Source organism: Pseudomonas sp. CGJS7, from assembly GCF_036961695.1.
Genome location: NZ_JBAMDI010000016.1, coordinates 25,142 through 43,652, shown reverse-complemented (window position 1 = coordinate 43,652; position 18,511 = coordinate 25,142). Strand labels below are relative to the sequence as shown.

Here is an 18,511-nt window from a genome sequence, read left to right as displayed (position 1 = left end):
TCCGTCAAGGGGGCGTACTCGCCCAGCGCTCATAGGCTTCACGCGCCAAACGCGCGAGCAATGCCCGCTCGCTGCGATCGAAATCAGCCTTCAGTGCTTCACAGCGTTGCAGAAACTCGTTTTCGCTGATCACTTGCTCATCTACCTGAGCCTGCAGGGCCTCCATACGCTGGTGCAGTGGCTGTACCAGATCTTCAAATCGCTGCGCATGAAACTCGCGCGCGTATTGCTCCCAGAAAGGCCGCTGTGCCAACGAGGCAATCAGGGCATCTGTCGACTCATTTTGCAAAACCGCGTCCTGGACCCGCAGCAGGTCGCTGGTGGTCACGTTTGCAAAACTTGGGTAGTGCATTTCGTCGAGCTCGATCGGCAAGCCCAATGGACGCGCAAGCCGCTGTCGGTAAAACAGCCTTGTCTCGATTTCATCGATATGTGGGGCGTGCTCGGCATGCATGCGTTGCACGTGCAACGTCGCGTGGCGGTCGACCTCGTCCAGGCGAAACAAACCACGCGCCAGGCTTAGCAAACGAGCTTCCATCCGGCTGCCATGAGCATCTTCGACGGCGCGCAGCACCAGAACCCCAAGCTCCATCTGCTCCAGCAACAGCAGCAGCCGGTCTTCACAACTGCGGGGACCAGATGCCTCGAGAAACAACTGATGACGCAACTGCTCGTGCTGCTCACACGTTTCCAGAATTCGCCAGATTCGGCTGCGGTAATGACCAGGGTGCTGCTCAAAGTCCTCGCCGTGAACGAAGTCTGCCAGAAAGCGGAACATTCCATCTGAGTGCGGTTCCTCAAGCAGCGCTGTCCATATGGCCTGCTGGCGATCACGTTCAGCGTCGGCTGTGCTGTTGGCCCAGGTATTGAACAGGTCACTGTCAATGGCGCGATGGCGTGCGGACGCTGACCCCCACTGCCCTGGGGTTACACCTCGTGCCTCATCAAGCAGTAATGCGTCAGCTTCGCCAAGTGGATTATCGTGCAAGGACAACTGGTGCACCTGCAGGCGCAGCTGCTGCAACTCTCGGCGCAGCGTGCGAATGTTGTTGTTTCGCAAGTCTATGTGGGCACGAAATGAAATCCGCTCAGGCAACGCCTCAAGGCCAGCAGAGCGCAAGTTGACTTCACGCAAATTGCCCAGGCGCGTCAGTACCGGCGCCCTTCCCAACGGGTTGTGGCTGAGGTCCAGGTACCGCAGCGCACTCATCCCGGCAAGACGCAATTCACCGGCCTCATCCATTATCACGCTGTTGCGGCGCAGGTTTAGCTGCCGCAGGCGGGGCATATGTTCAATGCCGTGAGGGATCGCAGTCAGGCGATTGCCGGACAGGTCGAGCTCAATCAGGTTGGGAAAGCGTCGAAGAAAGTCCCCATTGATTTCACCAAGGCCCAGGTCACTGAGGATCAGCCGTCGCACATGATCAAAGCTCACCCCCTCCGGTAATTCGGGCAGACTCCCGATACGCTCTCCGCTGATGATCAGCGCGTAGTCCCCGGCCTCGTCGGTTATCTTGCGCCGCCAGCTTCGCCGTACGGCAGTAGCGACCCGACGGCGGCGTAGCGCGTCCAGTGGGTTACTGGCATCCCTGCGCCACTGGCGCAGGCTCTGACGCAGGCGCGCCAACTGCCCCGTCAGCTGGCTGTAGTGCTCCCACAACCCTACTCGCCGCTCCATGAGGTCAAGCAGATAGGCTTGTAGCTCCCCGTCTGTCATCGTCGGAAACACTTGGTGAATACCACGCCCTATGGCACGCCGACTGCTCTCGCCTCGCCCACTCAAGGCATACCCGATACGCCCATCCCCGAAACGGGTCGGGGGTCGCAGGCCAACGCCCAGACGCGGCATGCCACAGAGCTCAGCCGCTTGGGTACGATCAGCGGCAGCGGCCTCGATCAGCAACGAGCCCAGGGCGCCTGGACTGACAGCGGCATCGCCGAGATCGGCTGTCTGCGTCTCGTCCAGCGCCGCCAACAGTGCCGCCAGGTAGGGGCCGGATGTGCCTTGACCGGCGTAGCGGTAGCCGTCGCCGCGGCGCACGATACACCGTACATCCTGCGCAGACTCGGCGCCGATACCGGCCAGATACCGGCCACTCGGGCTACCTTCGCGCAGTTCGATGCGCAGGGTGTCCGGGCATTTCAGCTGACGCTCGAGCAAGCCCAAAGCCAGGCGTTCGGTGTCCGGATTGACGCAACGCGGCAGGCGCAAACCGGCACAGGCCCTGTCCAGACGGCTTTCGCGCAGCGACCATCGTGCACGCTCGGCCACTGCCAAAGGGATCCGCTGCGCGTTGCTGAGCGTATCGAGCTGCGCACCGCTGCATTGCTGAAGCAGCTCACGGGTACAGCGAGCCGACAGGCCGGGGAAAGTGCGCCGCAATATCCGCTCGATGCCATTGGGCTGCACTTGCCGATCAGCAACGTACTGCGCCAGTCGCGGCGCGCTGAAGTCCGGGTGTAATTCATGTGCCTGATAAAGCTCCAGGGCATCGAGCAACCGTGCAGGTGCGCCCATGTGCTCGACGTGCAAACGGCGAATCTGCGCTTCACTCAGCCCTGTCACCTGGAGCAGGTAGTCACATGTCGGTTCCGGTAGCTCTGCCAGGGGCGTACTCAAACGGCGTACCAGATTGGCCCGCCCTTCCCAGTACTGTGGAGCTTCGAGTTCATGGCGCCAGCCACCGGCGCCATTCTGCTCGATCACAGGGCGATAGGCACTGGGACGACCAGGGTGCAGGATCCTGGCGCGACCATCCTGCGGATCCTCCATCACCCGATAACGGCCCTCATCGAGGTGCCATAACCATTCCTGTGCGCCAGCACCACGCAATGGTTGGGCATCGTAACCGGGTAGATCCGTGGCCATGAGCTTGACCTTGCCGGCGGAGGTGCACACCGGTGCCAAGTCATCCACGAAGGCCAGACGCTCAAGAGCACGCACGGCCACTTGGCTGCCGGCTGCGATCATCCCGCCGACCACAACGTTTTCAGCAACGTTGAACAGGTGGTTCAACGCCCCTTCGCGGTCACCCATGCGCCAATCTTCATACCCTTCATAAACTTCGTCAGCAATCTGAACCGCGTTTGCCACCAGCAGCACTTCGCCAAGCACAGGCACGAACGCCCCCGCCACGTTCAGCACATTCAAACCCAGCTCTTTGTAGCCCTGCATGCGCGCTTCACGGTCTTCGTCATCTTCGACATCGGTGGGCACGGCGAGCACCCTGGCGTCATCCCTGATCTTGGCGAGGCATTGCCGACGCAGGTGTACGAACGGTGCGTCAGTGATCGGTGCAGAACGGGCGTCGAGTTCCACCCCCGCTGTCGATGCCTGTGCGACCCGCTCGTTCAATACGCGATAGAAATTGATGCGCTCACGCTCGGTAATGAAGCGTGCGAAAAAGCGCCGATAGGCCGGCGCACGGAAGCGCTTTCCAAGGTAGTTGTCGAGTGCATCCCAGCTGGCATGACGGGAGACGGGCTGATGAGGGTCATCGGGTATCCAGAGCACCACCGACTCCACTGCGCCATCAGCGGAGGAACGCACTTCCAGCGTCAGCACGCCCTGAACCGGGCGGCCCAGCAGGTACAACTGCCGGGGCACCACAGTGCCCACCAGCGCAGGTACCACCGGCTTTTCGGCAATAAGTGGCAACAGAAAAAAATACGTGCGCTCGTCAATGTCCTGTTTCAACGCAGCGACCCGCATCGCCACCTCGAAATGGGCCTTGAAACTCGCTTCGAACAGCCCGTGCAAGCGGGAAACGGCCTGGCCCGGCTCATCCTCCGGGCCATCTTCAGGCTGTAGATGGTGGGTGAGCAACGCCTGGTACTTGCCCCCTGCGTCGACCTCGCGACATGCGGAGGCAAACGCGTGGAAGCTCATCGGCAGGCGGTTACCGTTGCCATCGACCAGTTCACCTTTGAGAGTGAGCCCGGGGCGTGTCTCCCTGCGATGATAGTTATGCAGCGCCGCCTCCAGCAATGACCGCCTGGAGCGACGAACATAGGTGGGCCGCAGCAGCACAGGCGAAGCGCTGGGCAGCAACAGCCGCTGCGAGACCCGTACCCTCCAGCCCGTCACGTCCGGGTTGCTGAAGCCGCTCTTGCGCAGTTTCGTTTTGAGCAACGCTGCTGCGTAGGCCTGCAAAGAAGGGATGGCCTGGAGGATCGGGCCAAGCCGCGCATTGCAGTGCGCCTGGCGACTCAGGGCATTACGTAACGCATCGAGCCTTTCCGGTTGGGCGTGGTCGACTAGCCATCCAGGCAAATTCTGGGCGATCAGGCTATCGATGGAATCGTTCGGGAGCCGGTGCAGTGACATCTGTGGAACTCTCCAGGCAAAGAGCAAAGCTCACTACGTCTGCGCCCTTGCCGCGCACTGCATAGTTACCGCAAGCGATACCGGGATAGGTGGCTGCCCATGCGTTCGGATAACCGAACGAGCAATCGCTGTTTATTCGGCCTGGCGAACCCCGAAGAGAGATCGAGACTGTCAAGCACGAGCAATACCAGTGGTTTAAGGTCGACAGCAGGGCTTGGCACGAGTCATGCTCTACACTTGGTAGCCGAATGCACCCGCTTCTTGCTGTATTCGTTGAACGAAGAGTCCGCCAACGGCTCCATAAAAAAAACAAACACGTCGAGGAAAATTTGATGCGTATCGTTCGTCAATTGCTGGGCGCAGCCATCGCGGCTGCAGTCATCGCTTCGCCGGCCATGGCCGAGGAGCTCACCGGCACCCTGAAGAAGATCAAGGAATCGGGCACCATCACACTGGGGCACCGCGACTCCTCCATTCCATTTTCCTACCTGGCCGGCAAACCCGAGCCCGTCGGTTACTCGCATGACATCCAGCTGGCCGTCGTCGACGCGCTGAAAAAGCAACTGGGCACGGACATCAAGGTCCGTTACAACCTGGTCACCTCGCAAACCCGTATTCCGCTGGTGCAGAACGGCACCGTCGACCTGGAGTGCGGCTCCACCACCAACAACGTCGAGCGCCAGCAACAGGTTGGCTTCTCGGTCGGCATCTTCGAAGTCGGTACCCGCCTGTTGACCAAGGTCAAGGACGGTCAGCCGGCATACAAAGACTTCCCGGACCTGGCCGGCAAGAACGTGGTGACCACCGCCGGTACCACCTCCGAGCGCATCCTCAAGGCGATGAACGCCGACAAGCAGATGAAGATGAACGTGATTTCCGCCAAGGACCACGGTGAAGCCTTCAACATGCTCGAAAGCGGCCGCGCCGTGGCCTTCATGATGGACGACGCCCTGCTCGCCGGTGAAATGGCCAAGGCGCGCAAGCCAGCGGACTGGGTCATCACCGGTACCCCTCAGTCGTACGAAATCTACGGCTGCATGGTGCGCAAGGATGACGCTGCGTTCAAGAAAGCGGTCGACGACGCCATCGTTGCCTACTTCAAATCGGGCGAAGTCAACAAGAGCTATGACAAGTGGTTCATGCAGCCGATCCCGCCTAAAGGTCTGAACCTCAACTTCCAGATGAGCGACGAGCTGAAAAAACTGATCGCCGAGCCGACCGACAAGGCTGCGGACGAGAAGAAGTCCTGATCCTCAGTAAATAGTGGCCTGGTGCTCACGAGCACGAATCAATTCTGCAGGCCACTCATTAGTGTCTAACCTTTCATCCGTGGGCGCCTTGCGCCCCCGGATGCTCGAAGGTGCCCGTGAAACAACCGTCTGAGGGGAAATCCCGATGAATTACAACTGGGACTGGGGCGTGTTCTTCAAGTCCACCGGCGTGGGCAGCGAAACCTATCTGGACTGGTACATCACCGGCCTGGGCTGGACCATCGCCATCGCCATCACCGCCTGGATCATCGCGCTGCTGCTGGGGTCGCTCCTCGGTGTCATGCGTACCGTACCGAACCGCCTGGTATCGGGTATCGCCACCGCCTACGTGGAACTGTTCCGCAACGTGCCCCTGCTGGTGCAACTGTTCATCTGGTACTTCCTGGTACCGGACCTGCTGCCAGAAGGCTTGCAGGAATGGTTCAAGCAGGACCTCAACCCGACCACTTCGGCGCTGATCAGCGTGGTCATCTGCCTGGGCCTGTTCACCGCCGCGCGCGTCTGTGAGCAAGTGCGTACCGGTATCCAGGCGCTGCCCAAAGGCCAGGAAGCAGCCGCCCGCGCCATGGGCTTCAGCCTCCCGCAGATCTACAACAATGTGCTGCTGCCGCAAGCCTACCGGATCATCATTCCGCCGCTCACCTCCGAGTTCCTCAACGTATTCAAGAACTCCTCGGTGGCGTCGCTGATCGGCCTGATGGAGCTGCTGGCGCAGACCAAACAGACCGCAGAGTTTTCCGCCAACCTGTTCGAGGCGTTCACTTTGGCCACGCTGATCTACTTCACCCTGAACATGGGCCTGATGCTGCTCATGCGCATGGTCGAGAAGAAAGTCGCCGTGCCTGGCCTGATCTCCGTGGGGGGCAAGTAAATGGAAATGGATTTCAGCGAAATCATCCCCGCCCTGCCTGCCCTCTGGGAGGGCATGGTCATGACCCTCAAACTGATGGTCATGGGAGTCATCGGCGGTATCGTGCTGGGCACCATCCTGGCCCTGATGCGCCTGTCGTCGAGCAAACTGCTGTCGAACGTGGCCGGCGCCTACGTCAACTACTTCCGCTCGATCCCGCTGCTGCTGGTGATCACCTGGTTCTACCTGGCGGTACCGTTCGTGCTGCGCTGGATCACCGGCGAGGATACCCCGGTGGGTGCCTTCACCTCCTGCGTGGTCGCCTTCATGATGTTCGAGGCCGCGTATTTCTGCGAAATCGTCCGCGCCGGTGTGCAGTCGATCTCCAAGGGCCAGATGGGCGCCGCACAAGCGCTGGGCATGAACTACGCGCAGACCATGCGCCTGATCATCCTGCCCCAGGCCTTCCGCAAGATGACCCCGCTGCTGCTGCAGCAGAGCATCATCCTGTTCCAGGACACCTCGCTGGTATACACCGTGGGCCTGGTCGACTTCCTCAACTCGGCACGCTCCAACGGCGACATCATCGGGCGCTCCCATGAGTTCCTGATCTTCGCCGGCGTCGTCTACTTCCTCATCAGCTTCTCCGCTTCGTGGCTGGTCAAGCGCCTGCAAAAAAGGATCACCGTATGATTTCCATCAAGAACGTCAACAAGTGGTACGGCGACTTCCAGGTACTGACCGACTGCAGCACCGAGGTCAAGAAAGGTGAGGTGGTGGTGGTCTGTGGCCCGTCGGGCTCGGGCAAGTCCACCCTGATCAAGTGCGTCAACGCGCTGGAGCCGTTCCAGAAGGGCGACATCGTGGTCGATGGCACTTCGATTGCCGACCCGAAGACCAACCTGCCCAAGCTGCGCTCGCGCGTGGGCATGGTGTTCCAGCACTTCGAGCTGTTCCCGCACCTGACCATCACCGAGAACCTGACCATTGCCCAGCGCAAGGTACTGGGCCGCAGCGAGGCGGAAGCCACCAAGAAGGGCCTGGCCCTGCTCGAGCGTGTAGGCCTCAGTGCCCATGCCAAGAAACACCCCGGCCAGCTCTCCGGTGGCCAGCAGCAGCGCGTGGCAATCGCCCGCGCCCTGGCGATGGACCCGATCGTCATGCTGTTCGACGAACCCACCTCCGCACTGGACCCGGAAATGGTCAGCGAGGTACTGGACGTGATGGTGCAACTGGCCCACGAAGGCATGACCATGATGTGCGTAACCCACGAGATGGGCTTTGCCCGCAAAGTCGCCAACCGGGTCATCTTCATGGACAAGGGCAGCATCATCGAAGACTGCACCAAGGAAGAGTTCTTCGGTGACCAGAGCGCCCGCGACCAGCGCACCCAGCACTTCCTCAGCAAGATCCTGCAGCACTGACCCGGCCACAGCTTCCGCTGCCAGGGACCCACCAGGCAGCGGAAGCTGGTCGTAACAAGGCCACTGTGATGAAATGCGATCCCTCGCTACTTCGCCCTGCCAAGCCTGCCGTGAATTCCCGCCTGATCCGTCAATTGCTGTTACCACCACTGATCATCCTGCTGATGGTCGGCCTGGGAATGGCTGGCTACCTGATCAGCGAGAGCAATGGTATCCGCACCCTCAGCGAAAACGGCGAACGCCAGCTGGAGCTGCACGCACGCACGGTCGAAAGCGAAATCAGCAAGTACACCTACTTGCCGAGCCTGCTGGAGCTGGAAGACAGCGTCTCGCACCTGCTCACCGACCCGGACGGCGCCTCACGCCAGACGGTCAACGAATACCTTGAAGGCCTGAACCGTCGCAGTCGCAGTCGGGCCATCTTCGTCCTCGACACCAATGGCCGGGTACAGGCCACCAGCAACTGGCGCGATGCCGACTCGTTCCTGGGTGAAGACCTGTCGTTCCGCGCCTACTTCCAGACTGCCGTGCGCGGCGAGCCAGGGCGGTTCTACGGCATCGGCAGCACCACGGGCGAGGCTGGCTATTACCTGGCCCATGGGCTTGAGGAGCACGGCAAGATCATAGGCGTTGCGGTGATCAAGGTGCGCCTGGACACCCTCGAGGAGCGCTGGCAGCGTGCCCGCCTGGAGGCGTTCGTCAGTGACGAGAATGGCATCATCATTCTCTCCAGCGACCCGGCCCGGCGCCTCAAGTCGGTGCGCCCGCTGACCCCGCAAATCAAGGAGCGCCTGGCGCGAAGTCTGCAGTACTACTGGTGGCCGCTGAACGAATTGCAGCCCCTGGCCCGGGAGACCCTGGCCGATGGTGTGGAAAAACTGACCTTCCCGGCCAACACCGAAACCGCTCATGGCAAACCGCACGAAGTGGCCTACCTGGCGCAAACCAGACGCCTGGTCGACACGCCCTGGCATTTCACCCTGCTGACCCCACTGCAGGACCTGCGTCGCGAATCCATGGTGCAGGGCATTCTGGTGGGCGTTGCCTTTGCCTTGCTGGCGATCCTCGGCATTGCCTGGAACGAGCGGCGCAAAGTGATCGCCACCCGCCTGGCGGCGCGCGAAGCCCTTGAAGAGGCCAACAGCCAGCTGGAGCGGCGGATTGCCGAACGCACCGCCGACCTGCGCGCCAGCAACGAACGCCTCAAGGGCCAGATTCGCGAGCGCCGGCATGCCGAGCAGACCTTGCGCCACGCCCAGGATGAGCTGGTGCAGGCAGGTAAGCTGGCCGCCATCGGGCAGATGTCCACCAGCATTGCCCACGAGCTGAACCAGCCACTGGCTGCGCTGCGCACCCTGTCTGGCAATACAGTGCGCTTCCTCGAGCGCGGGGCGCTGGAAACCGCCAGCACCAACCTGCGCACCATGAATGACCTGATCGACCGCATGGGCCGCATCACCGCCAGCCTGCGCTCGTTCGCCCGGCGCGGCGATGACAGCGGCCAGGCTTCACTGGCCAAGGCAGTAGAGGCCACCCTGCAGGTGCTGGCCAACCGCATCAGTGCCTGTCATTTGCAATTGCACCACCAGTTCGAGGACCAGCAACTGGCCATCGACCAGACCCGCCTGGAGCAGATTCTGGTCAACCTGATCGGGAATGCCCTTGACGCCATGGCCGCGCAACCGCAGCCTGAGCTATGGCTGGAAGGCGAGTTGCAGGGTGACAAGTACCGTTTGCAGGTGCGCGACAACGGCCACGGTATCGACCCCGAAGCGCGCAAGCACCTGTTCGAACCCTTCTTTACCACCAAACCGGGCGAGCATGGCCTGGGCCTGGGCCTGACCCTGTCGGCGAGCCTTGCCGCCGCCGCCAAGGGAAGCCTGAACGTCGAGCATCCCGTCACCGGCGGCACGGCCTTCGTCCTGGCCCTGCCTCTGGTTTCACCCCCTAGCGAATCGGCAGAGCATCCATGAACCAAGCGCCTCTTACCGTCCTGATCGTCGAAGACGACCCGCATGTGCTGCTCGGCTGCCAGCAGGCGCTGGCCCTGGAGGATATCGCCTGCGAGGGCGTAGGCAGCGCCGAACAGGCGTTGGAACGCATCGGCGACGATTTCGCCGGCATTGTCGTCAGCGACATCCGCCTGCCGGGTATTGATGGCCTGGAGCTGCTCAATCGCCTCAAGGCCCGTGACCGCAGCCTGCCGGTGGTGCTGATCACTGGCCATGGCGATATCGACATGGCCGTTGGCGCCATGCGTAACGGCGCCTACGACTTCATGGAAAAACCGTTCTCCCCCGAGCGCCTGGTCGACGTGGTACGCCGCGCGCTGGAACAGCGCGGGCTGTCACGCGAAGTGGTGGCCCTGCGCCGCCAGCTGGCCGAACAGAGCAGCCTGGAAGGACGCATCATTGGTCGCTCACCGGCCATGGAGCACTTGCGCGAACTGATCGCCAACGTCGCCGACACCTCAGCCAACGTGCTGATCGAAGGCGAGACCGGCACCGGCAAAGAGCTGGTCGCACGCTGCCTGCACGACTTCAGCCGCCGTCATAGCCACCCGTTCGTGGCGCTGAACTGTGGCGGCCTGCCGGAAAACCTGTTTGAAAGCGAGATATTCGGCCACGAGGCCAACGCCTTCACCGGTGCCGGCAAACGCCGCATCGGCAAGATCGAACACGCCAATGGCGGCACGCTGTTCCTCGATGAAGTGGAGAGCATGCCGATCAACCTGCAGATCAAGCTGCTGCGCGTGCTGCAGGAGCGCACCCTGGAACGATTGGGCTCGAACCAGAGCATCCCGGTGGATTGCCGGGTGATCGCCGCGACAAAGGCGGACCTTGATGCGTTGGGCCAGAGCGGCCAGTTCCGCAGCGACCTGTATTACCGGCTGAACGTGGTCACCCTGGAGCTGCCGCCGCTGCGTGAGCGCCGTGAAGACATCCTGCAGTTGTTCGAACATTTCCTGCAGCAGTCGGCCCTGCGCTTTGATCGGGAAACACCGACACTGGACAGCCAGACCCTGTCGCGCCTGATGGCCCACGACTGGCCAGGCAACGTGCGCGAGTTGCGCAACGTGGCCGAACGCTATGCCCTCGGCCTGCCAGCGTTCAAGAAAGGCCCCAGCGGTGGTGCCAACCAAGGCCTGCTTTTTGCCGAGGCGGTGGAAGCATTCGAACGCAACCTGCTCACTGATGCCCTGCAACGCACGGGTGGCAACCTGAGCCAGGCCAGCCAGGAGCTGGGCATGGCCAAGACCACGCTGTTCGACAAAGTGAAAAAATACGGCCTCGCCTGACTGAACCCAAACTGGAAAACAACGTGGACCTGGTATTCAAAGCGGCCCTGGGCGCAGGCGTGGTGCTGTTGCTGGCAGTGCTGTCGAAAACGCGCAACTACTACATCGCAGGGCTGGTGCCGCTGTTCCCCACCTTCGCCCTGATTGCCCACTACATCGTCGGCAAGGGGCGCAGCATTGCCGACCTGAAGACCACCATCCTGTTTGGCATGTGGTCGATCATTCCGTATTTCGTGTACCTGGCAACCCTGTATGTACTGGTCGACCGCTTGCGCCTCGAGGCTTCGATGGCGCTGGCCACGGTGGCCTGGCTGATCGCTGCGACCGTGCTGGTGACTGTGTGGGTGCGGATGCACTGATCGAAATCGGCGCCGATTCAGAGCCCTGCGATGTGCGTGACCTCTTGCCTGTGAGCCTGCAAATAAGGCAACACCGCCCCCAGTAACGGCGCCTTGAACGGCTCCTGGAAACGGTGCGCCAGCCCCGGGATCAAGCGCAACTGGCTGCCCCGGATATGCGCCGCCAGGTGCACGCCATGCATCACCGGCAATAACGGATCAGCCGTGCCGTGTACGACCAGGGTCGGCACTCGCAACTGGTTGAGCAACTCGACGCGGCTCGGCTCGGCCAGTATCGCCATGATCTGGCGCTTGGCCCCGTCAGGGTTGAACGCCCTGTCGTAGGCCTGCGCCGCCTGGTGCAGCAACACCTCGCGGTCGTCCCGTACCTCAGGGCTGCCCAAGGCCGCCAGCAGGTCGGCCTGCTGCTCGATTGCCACTTCACGGTTCGGTGCGCTGCGCCGGGCCAGCAACTGCACCAGCGCCGGGTCCGGCGCCGGCAGCCCCGCCGCCCCTGAACTGGACATGACCAGCGTCAGGCTGCGCACACGCTCGGGCGCCATCGCCGCCAGGTGCTGGGCAATCATGCCGCCCATGCTCACCCCCAATACATGAAACTGGCGCACGCCCAACGCGTCCATCAGGTGCAAGCCGTCATCGGCCATATCAGTCAGCGTGTAGGGCGCCGACACGGGCAGGCCCAGCTTGTAACGCAACAGTTCGAGCGTCAGGTTGGCGTGCGGTGGCACTTGGTTCCAGCGTGACAGGCCGACATCGCGGTTGTCATAACGGATCACCCGAAAACCCTGGCGGCACAATGCTTCGACCACGTCGTCTGGCCAATGAATCAGCTGCCCGCCCAAGCCCATGACCAGCAGCAAGGCCGGGTCGCGTGGCGCACCGACGCTCTGGTACACCAGGCTGACGGCACCGAGTTCGGCACGCTGCACCGGCACATGGGCGTCACAGCGCTGTTCGGCGAAACTCGCCGGTGCGCTGAACAGAAAGAAAAGGAAAAACCAAAAAGCCCGCATGAAAGAAACACCAGAATGCAGATCCCCAGTAGAGCGCGAGTCTGATGAATTCTGTTCGGGCGCGCTGCCACAGTTCGGTGACAGTTTCATGACTCCCGCCAGGCGGTGCGACGATCGCCCAGTCGACAGATGTAGCATCATGAGAGAAACTCAACTCATTACCTGGTTCCTCTATTCCATACCCCGGAGTTATCTGTGCTGGAGATCCGTCACCTGAAAACCCTTCATGCCCTGCGCGAGGCCGACAGCCTGGTGGAGGCCGCCGAACGCCTGCACCTGACCCAGTCGGCGTTGTCGCACCAGTTCAAGGAGCTTGAAGAGCGCCTGGGCCTCCCGATTTTCGTGCGCAAGACCAAGCCGATCCGCTTCACCAGCGCCGGGCTGCGTCTGCTGCAACTGGCTGATGCCACCCTGCCATTGCTGCGCAGTGCCGAACGTGACATCGCACGCCTGGCCGGAGGCACTGCCGGACGCCTGCACATGGCTATCGAATGCCACAGTTGCTTCCAGTGGCTGATGCCGACCATCGACCAGTTCCGTGATGCCTGGCCGGAAGTGGAACTGGACCTGGCCTCGGGCTTTGCCTTCGCCCCGCTGCCGGCCCTGGCCCGCGGCGACCTTGACCTGGTGGTGACCTCCGACCCGGTGGACCTGGCAGGCATCACTTATGTGCCGCTGTTCACCTACGAGGCGATGCTGGCAGTGGCCAACCAGCACCCGCTGGCCAGCAAGCCTTACATCGTGCCGCAAGACTTGCTCGACCAGACGCTGATCACCTACCCGGTGGAGCGCGATCGCCTGGACATCTTCACCCGCTTCCTGGAGCCGGCCGATATCGAGCCAGCCGCCGTGCGTACCTCGGAGCTGACGGTGATGATGATGCAACTGGTGGCCAGCGGCCGTGGTGTATGCGGCATGCCGCATTGGGCGCTGCACGAGTACAGCTCGCGCGGCTATGTGAAGGGCAAACGCCTGGGTGAGAAAGGCCTGTTTGCCACGCTTTATGCCGCCGTACGCACCGACATGCTCGATGCCCCCTACATGCGCGATTTTTTGCTGACAGCCAAGGACACCTCGTTCGCCACCCTCGACGGCGTCAGCGCGGTGCGTTGAGCGCCTGGCGATACAGCGGCAGGATCAAGTCGCGGGTCAGGGGAGCCAGTGGCATGGCGGGTGCCTGATCTGCTGCCAGCCAGACCACCTCCTCGATCTCTGCGGCCGGCACCACGGCAGCGGCGCTGTCGACACGGAACAGCTCGGCTTGCACTTCGAAGCCTGGCTCGTTGGCGGCGGGGGCACTGAACTGGCCCAGGTGCATGGCTTGAGCCGGGTCGATGCGCAGGCCCAGTTCCTCCTGCAACTCGCGCACCAGCGCCTGCACCGGCGTTTCACCGGCATCGATCTTGCCGCCTGGCTGCATGAAAGCCTCGGTGCCACGCTTGCGCACCAGCAGCGTGCGGCCCTGAGGGTCGATCAGCAGGGCGGCGGCGATGCGGATGATGTTGGGCATGGGGTGGGCTCGCTGAATAAAATGACCCGCGAGGATCCCATGGGGTCATTGGCCTGACAAGGCCGGTTATTCCTGTACCGGCCTGGCAGACGAGCGGCCCCTTGCCAACCTGTTGCACACCCTCCATAAACAACACATGAACCTGCCCGCCAAACACCACCCGGTGCTCGAGCTGTTCCACCCTGCCGTCAGCACCTGGTTCCGCCGCCACTTCGCCACGGTCACCGATGCCCAGGCTCAGGCCTGGCCGTTGATCCACGCCGGGCAATCCATGCTGCTGGCCGCGCCGACCGGTTCAGGCAAGACCCTGAGCGCTTTTCTGGCCGTGCTAGATGAGCTGCTGCGTGAAGGCATGAAGCACCAGGGCGAACTGCCTGCACAGACCCTGGTGATCTACGTTTCACCTCTGAAGGCCCTGTCCAATGACATTCGTCTGAACCTGCAGGCCCCGCTCGAAGGCATCAGCCAAGCCATTGCAGAGCAAGGCCTGAACGCCCCACGCATCACCACGGCGGTACGCACCGGCGATACTCCGCAGAAGGAACGCGCCGCCATGCGCAAGCTGGCCCCGCACATTCTGGTGACGACCCCCGAATCGCTTTACGTGCTGATGGGCTCGGCCTCTGGCCGTGAAGGCCTGGCCCATGTGCACACGGTAATCGTCGACGAAATCCATGCCTTGGCCGGGAACAAGCGTGGCGCCCATCTGGCCCTGACCTTGGAACGCCTGCAAGCCTTGTGCAAAAAGCCGCTGCGGCGGATCGGCCTGTCCGCTACACAACGCCCGGTCGAACGGGTGGCACAGTTTCTGGTGGGTAGCGGGCGCCCCTGCGCCATTGTCGATATCGGCCATGCCCGCAAGCGTGACCTGGCCATCGAAGTGCCGCCGGTACCGCTGGGGGCGGTGATGGCCACTGATGTCTGGGGCCTGGTGTATGACCGCTTGGCCACCCTTGCCCGTGAACACCGCACCACGCTGGTATTCGTCAACACCCGGCGCCTGGCCGAACGTATCACCCGCCACCTCAGCGACCGGCTGGGCAAGGAGGCGGTTGCCGCACACCATGGCAGCCTGTCAAAAGCGCTGCGCCTGGATGCGGAGCAGCGGCTCAAGAGCGGCCAGCTCCAGGTGCTGGTAGCGACCGCATCGCTGGAGCTTGGCATTGATATCGGCGATATTGACCTGGTCTGCCAGATCGCCTCGCCCGGCTCGATTGCCGCCTTCCTGCAACGGGTTGGCCGCGCTGGACACCAGGTCGATGGTGTGCCGAAGGGGCGCCTGTTCCCCACCTCACGCGATGACCTGATCGAATGCGTTGCCTTGCTTGACTGCGTTCGACAGGGCGAACTGGACGCACTGCACATCCCCCGGGCACCGCTGGATGTGCTGGCCCAGCAGATCGTCGCAGAAGCCAGCAACCAGGCCTGGCACGAACAGGATCTGCTGGATTGCCTGCGCCAGGCCACACCTTACGCCGAGCTTGACCAGCACCATTACCAGGCCCTGCTGCGCATGCTCGCCGAGGGCTACAACGGCCGCCAGGGTGTGCGCAGTGCCTACTTGCACCGTGACGCAGTGAGCGGCACGCTGCGTGGCCGACGTGGCAGCCAGCTGACCGCGCTGACCAGCGGCGGCACCATCCCCGACAACGCCGACTACGCCGTGTTGCTGGAACCGCAGGCGCTGAACATCGGCAGCGTCAATGAAGACTTTGCCGTGGAAAGCATTGCTGGCGATATTTTCCAGCTGGGCAACGCCTCCTATCGCATTCTGCGCGTCGAGCCGGGCCGGGTGCGGGTAGAGGATGCTCATGGCCTGCCACCGACCATTCCGTTCTGGCTGGGTGAAGCGCCGGGGCGCAGTGACGAGCTGTCTGCCGCCGTGGCCCGGCTGCAGGCGCGAATCGACCAGCAACTGGCGCTGGCAGGCGGCGACATGGTGGAGGTACTGGCCTGGTTGCAGGCGACCTTCGAACTGGACGAAGCTTGTGCGGGCCAGTTGCTCGACTACCTGGCCCGCACCCGTGAAGTGCTTGGCGCCCTGCCCTCGCAGGATACGCTGGTGATGGAACGTTTTTTCGATGAGTCCGGCGGGACCCAACTGATCATTCATTCACCCTACGGTAGCCGCATCAACCGCGCCTGGGGCCTGGCCCTGCGCAAGCGCTTCTGCCGCACCTTCAACTTCGAATTGCAGGCTGCCGCCAGCGAGGACGCCATCGTGCTGTCACTGTCGACCAGCCACAGTTTCGAGCTGGACGAAGTATGGCGTTACCTGAACAGCCGCAGCGCCGAGCCGATTCTCATCCAGGCCCTGCTCGATGCACCGCTGTTTGGCGTGCGCTGGCGCTGGAATGCAGGCGTGGCCATGGCACTGCCGCGCTTTGTGGGCGGACGCAAGGTGGCGCCACAAATCCAGCGCATGAAGAGTGAGGACCTGGTTGCCGCCGTGTTCCCCGACCAGATCGCCTGCCTGGAGAACATCGCCGGCGAGCGGCAGATTCCCGACCATCCGCTGGTCGAGCAAACCCTCGACGACTGCCTGCACGAGGCGATGGACAGCGAAGGCTGGCTGGCCCTGCTGCGGCGCATGGAAAGCGGTGCAGTGCGCTTGCTGTGCCGGGATTTGCCCGCCCCCTCGCCGCTGGCATCAGCGATTCTCAACGCCCGGCCTTATGCCTTTCTGGACGATGCGCCACTGGAAGAACGACGTACCCAGGCGGTGCTCAACCGGCGCTGGAACGACGTGCACAGTAGCGACGACCTGGGCGCGCTGGACGCTGATGCCATTGCTGCCGTCGCGGCCGAGGCCTGGCCACAGCCGGCCAATCCCGACGAAATGCACGAGGCATTGATGAGCCTGGGTGCCATCGGTCAGGCCGAGGTAGATGCCAACCCCTGCTGGGATTTGCTGCTAAGGCAGCTGGCCAAGGCTGGGCGTGCCTTGCGCCTGCCCGATTACAAGCTCTGGTTGGCCCGCGAACGCCTGAACCTGCTGCTGGCACTGTACCCCACAGCGCACAGGGAGCCACCGCTCGAACGGCTCGCTGGCTTCGACCAGCCCATTGAGCCCGACCACGCACTGAGCGAACTGCTGCGCGCCCGCCTGAGCGGCCATGGCCCACAGACCCTGGCGCAGATCGCTGCGCCATTGGGCAAACCGGTAACCGATATCGAGCAGGCTCTGGCCCGCCTGGAAGCCGAAGGCTATGTGCTGCGCGGGCACTTCAGCCCAGGTGCAACTGACCTGCAATGGTGCGAACGCCACTTGCTGGCGCGCATCCACCGCTACACGGTCAAACGCCTGCGCCGCGAGATCGAACCGGTCAGCCTGCAAGACTTCATGCGCTTTCTGTTCGATTGGCAGCACCTGGCGCCAGACGAGCGCCTGCGTGGTCCGCAGGCGGTGGCCGAAGTGCTGGGCCAGTTACAAGGGTTCCCCAGCGCCGCAGCGGCCTGGGAGGCGGAACTGCTGCCGGCGCGTATCAAAGACTACAGTCCGCACTGGCTCGACGAAGCCTGCCGAAGCGGCCAGTTTGCCTGGAGCCGGCTGGCGGCAACAGTGGCGAGCAGCACGTTGACCAGTACCCCACTGGTGTTGCTGCCGCGGGACCAGTTGAACACGTGGCGCAGCCTGGCGCCCGCACCTGCTGTCGACGCCCTTGGCCTACGTGCGCAACGTGTGCACGAAGCGCTGAAAACCCAGGGTGCGCTGTTCTTCGATGAACTGGCACATGAGGCACACCTGCTGCCCAGTGAACTGGAAACTGCACTGCAGGAGCTGGTGGGCTCGGGCCTGGCCGGGGCGGACAGTTTCACTGGCTTGCGCAGCCTGATCACGCCCGCAACCAAGCGCAGCTCACGTAACAGCCGCCGAGGTCACCCGCCGCTTTCCAGCAGCATGGCGCATGCCGGACGTTGGGCCCTGCTGCGCCGCAGCGATGCGCCCCCGGATCACGACCAGCGCCTGGAGCACATTGCCCGCACGCTGCTGCGCCGCTATGGCGTGATCTGCTGGCGGCTGTTGGCGCGCGAGAGTGATGTACTGCCGCCCTGGCGTGAGCTGCTGCGCTGCTATCACCGATTGGAAGCGCGTGGCGAGATCCGGGGCGGGCGCTTCATTGCCGGGCTGGCCGGTGAACAGTTCGCCTTGCCTGAGGCGGTAGTATTGCTGCGGCAAGTGAGACGACGTGAACCGGACGGAACGCTGCAGGTGGTGAGCGCCGGTGACCCGCTGAACCTGATCGGCTCGTTGCTGCCTGGGGCGAAAGTGCCGGCAGTGATTGGCAACCGGCTTCTGTATCGCGACGGGATACCGGTGGCGGTGCGGATGGCCGGGCGTTACGCGTATCTGGTCGAGGCGTCCGCACAGGAGCAGGAAAGCTGGCGGCAAAAACTGCTGCGCGCCCCCCTGTAGGAGCGGGTTTACCCGCGAATACGGTAGCGGCGGCAACGGTGA

General features: G+C 62.9%; 12 protein-coding genes. 9 read left to right on the top strand and 3 right to left on the bottom strand.

What is annotated here, in order from left to right:
- Nucleotides 1–4: 4 nt before the first annotated feature.
- Complete coding sequence (locus V7787_RS12425; protein WP_104886607.1) at nucleotides 5–4,327, bottom strand: NEL-type E3 ubiquitin ligase domain-containing protein; 4,323 nt, start codon at nucleotides 4,325–4,327, stop codon at nucleotides 5–7.
- Nucleotides 4,328–4,659: 332 nt separating this feature from the next.
- Here V7787_RS12425 and V7787_RS12420 point away from each other — a divergent pair, with 332 nt between their 5' ends.
- The 7 genes from V7787_RS12420 (at nucleotide 4,660) to V7787_RS12390 (ending at nucleotide 11,529) form a co-directional block, all read left to right on the top strand.
- On the top strand, nucleotides 4,660–5,577 hold the full coding sequence (locus V7787_RS12420) for a glutamate/aspartate ABC transporter substrate-binding protein (RefSeq protein WP_064492331.1): 918 nt from the start codon (nucleotides 4,660–4,662) through the stop codon (nucleotides 5,575–5,577).
- A 145-nt stretch (nucleotides 5,578–5,722) separates the two neighbouring features.
- The gene (locus V7787_RS12415; RefSeq protein WP_010952242.1) at nucleotides 5,723–6,469 is read left to right on the top strand and encodes an amino acid ABC transporter permease; all 747 of its coding nucleotides are present in this window, start codon (nucleotides 5,723–5,725) and stop codon (nucleotides 6,467–6,469) included.
- On the top strand, nucleotides 6,470–7,141 hold the full coding sequence (locus V7787_RS12410) for an amino acid ABC transporter permease (protein ID WP_003254970.1): 672 nt from the start codon (nucleotides 6,470–6,472) through the stop codon (nucleotides 7,139–7,141).
- On the top strand, nucleotides 7,138–7,872 hold the full coding sequence (locus V7787_RS12405) for an amino acid ABC transporter ATP-binding protein (RefSeq protein ID WP_020190711.1): 735 nt from the start codon (nucleotides 7,138–7,140) through the stop codon (nucleotides 7,870–7,872). The genes V7787_RS12410 and V7787_RS12405 overlap by 4 nt, the downstream gene beginning before the upstream one ends.
- A 68-nt stretch (nucleotides 7,873–7,940) precedes the next feature.
- Nucleotides 7,941–9,845, top strand: a complete 1,905-nt coding sequence (locus V7787_RS12400; RefSeq protein ID WP_019438135.1) for a sensor histidine kinase — start codon at nucleotides 7,941–7,943, stop codon at nucleotides 9,843–9,845.
- Nucleotides 9,842–11,170: a sigma-54-dependent transcriptional regulator gene (locus V7787_RS12395; RefSeq protein ID WP_064492332.1), complete on the top strand. Its 1,329-nt coding sequence runs from the start codon at nucleotides 9,842–9,844 to the stop codon at nucleotides 11,168–11,170. The genes V7787_RS12400 and V7787_RS12395 overlap by 4 nt, the downstream gene beginning before the upstream one ends.
- A gap of 23 nt (nucleotides 11,171–11,193) precedes the next feature.
- Nucleotides 11,194–11,529: a GlpM family protein gene (locus V7787_RS12390; protein ID WP_010952237.1), complete on the top strand. Its 336-nt coding sequence runs from the start codon at nucleotides 11,194–11,196 to the stop codon at nucleotides 11,527–11,529.
- Nucleotides 11,530–11,546: 17 nt separating this feature from the next.
- On the opposite strand, the gene V7787_RS12385 is transcribed toward V7787_RS12390, so the two are convergent.
- A complete protein-coding gene (locus V7787_RS12385; RefSeq protein ID WP_064492334.1) occupies nucleotides 11,547–12,542 on the bottom strand; it encodes an alpha/beta fold hydrolase in 996 nt (331 codons plus the stop codon).
- A gap of 195 nt (nucleotides 12,543–12,737) precedes the next feature.
- Between V7787_RS12385 and metR the strand changes: the two genes are divergently transcribed.
- Nucleotides 12,738–13,655 carry a transcriptional regulator MetR gene (gene metR, locus V7787_RS12380; RefSeq protein WP_003254981.1) on the top strand — a complete coding sequence of 306 codons (918 nt, stop codon included), beginning with the start codon at nucleotides 12,738–12,740 and terminating at the stop codon, nucleotides 13,653–13,655.
- On the opposite strand, the gene V7787_RS12375 is transcribed toward metR, so the two are convergent.
- The gene (locus tag V7787_RS12375) at nucleotides 13,639–14,052 is read right to left on the bottom strand and encodes an NUDIX hydrolase (protein ID WP_064492335.1); all 414 of its coding nucleotides are present in this window, start codon (nucleotides 14,050–14,052) and stop codon (nucleotides 13,639–13,641) included. The two genes, metR and V7787_RS12375, sit on opposite strands and share 17 nt — an antisense overlap.
- 136 nt (nucleotides 14,053–14,188) lie before the next feature.
- Here V7787_RS12375 and V7787_RS12370 point away from each other — a divergent pair, with 136 nt between their 5' ends.
- The gene (locus tag V7787_RS12370; RefSeq protein ID WP_064492336.1) at nucleotides 14,189–18,469 is read left to right on the top strand and encodes a DEAD/DEAH box helicase; all 4,281 of its coding nucleotides are present in this window, start codon (nucleotides 14,189–14,191) and stop codon (nucleotides 18,467–18,469) included.
- The last annotated feature ends 42 nt before the right edge of the window (nucleotides 18,470–18,511 follow it).

Bases quoted from the DNA above. Each gene is read 5' to 3' on its own strand.
- V7787_RS12425 (WP_104886607.1), bottom strand. From the start codon at position 4,327: ATGTCACTGCACCGGCTCCCGAACGATTCCATCGATAGCCTGATCGCC.
- V7787_RS12420 (WP_064492331.1), top strand. From the start codon at position 4,660: ATGCGTATCGTTCGTCAATTGCTGGGCGCAGCCATCGCGGCTGCAGTC.
- V7787_RS12415 (WP_010952242.1), top strand. From the start codon at position 5,723: ATGAATTACAACTGGGACTGGGGCGTGTTCTTCAAGTCCACCGGCGTG.
- V7787_RS12410 (WP_003254970.1), top strand. From the start codon at position 6,470: ATGGAAATGGATTTCAGCGAAATCATCCCCGCCCTGCCTGCCCTCTGG.
- V7787_RS12405 (WP_020190711.1), top strand. From the start codon at position 7,138: ATGATTTCCATCAAGAACGTCAACAAGTGGTACGGCGACTTCCAGGTA.
- V7787_RS12400 (WP_019438135.1), top strand. From the start codon at position 7,941: ATGAAATGCGATCCCTCGCTACTTCGCCCTGCCAAGCCTGCCGTGAAT.
- V7787_RS12395 (WP_064492332.1), top strand. From the start codon at position 9,842: ATGAACCAAGCGCCTCTTACCGTCCTGATCGTCGAAGACGACCCGCAT.
- V7787_RS12385 (WP_064492334.1), bottom strand. From the start codon at position 12,542: ATGCGGGCTTTTTGGTTTTTCCTTTTCTTTCTGTTCAGCGCACCGGCG.
- V7787_RS12375 (WP_064492335.1), bottom strand. From the start codon at position 14,052: ATGCCCAACATCATCCGCATCGCCGCCGCCCTGCTGATCGACCCTCAG.
- V7787_RS12370 (WP_064492336.1), top strand. From the start codon at position 14,189: ATGAACCTGCCCGCCAAACACCACCCGGTGCTCGAGCTGTTCCACCCT.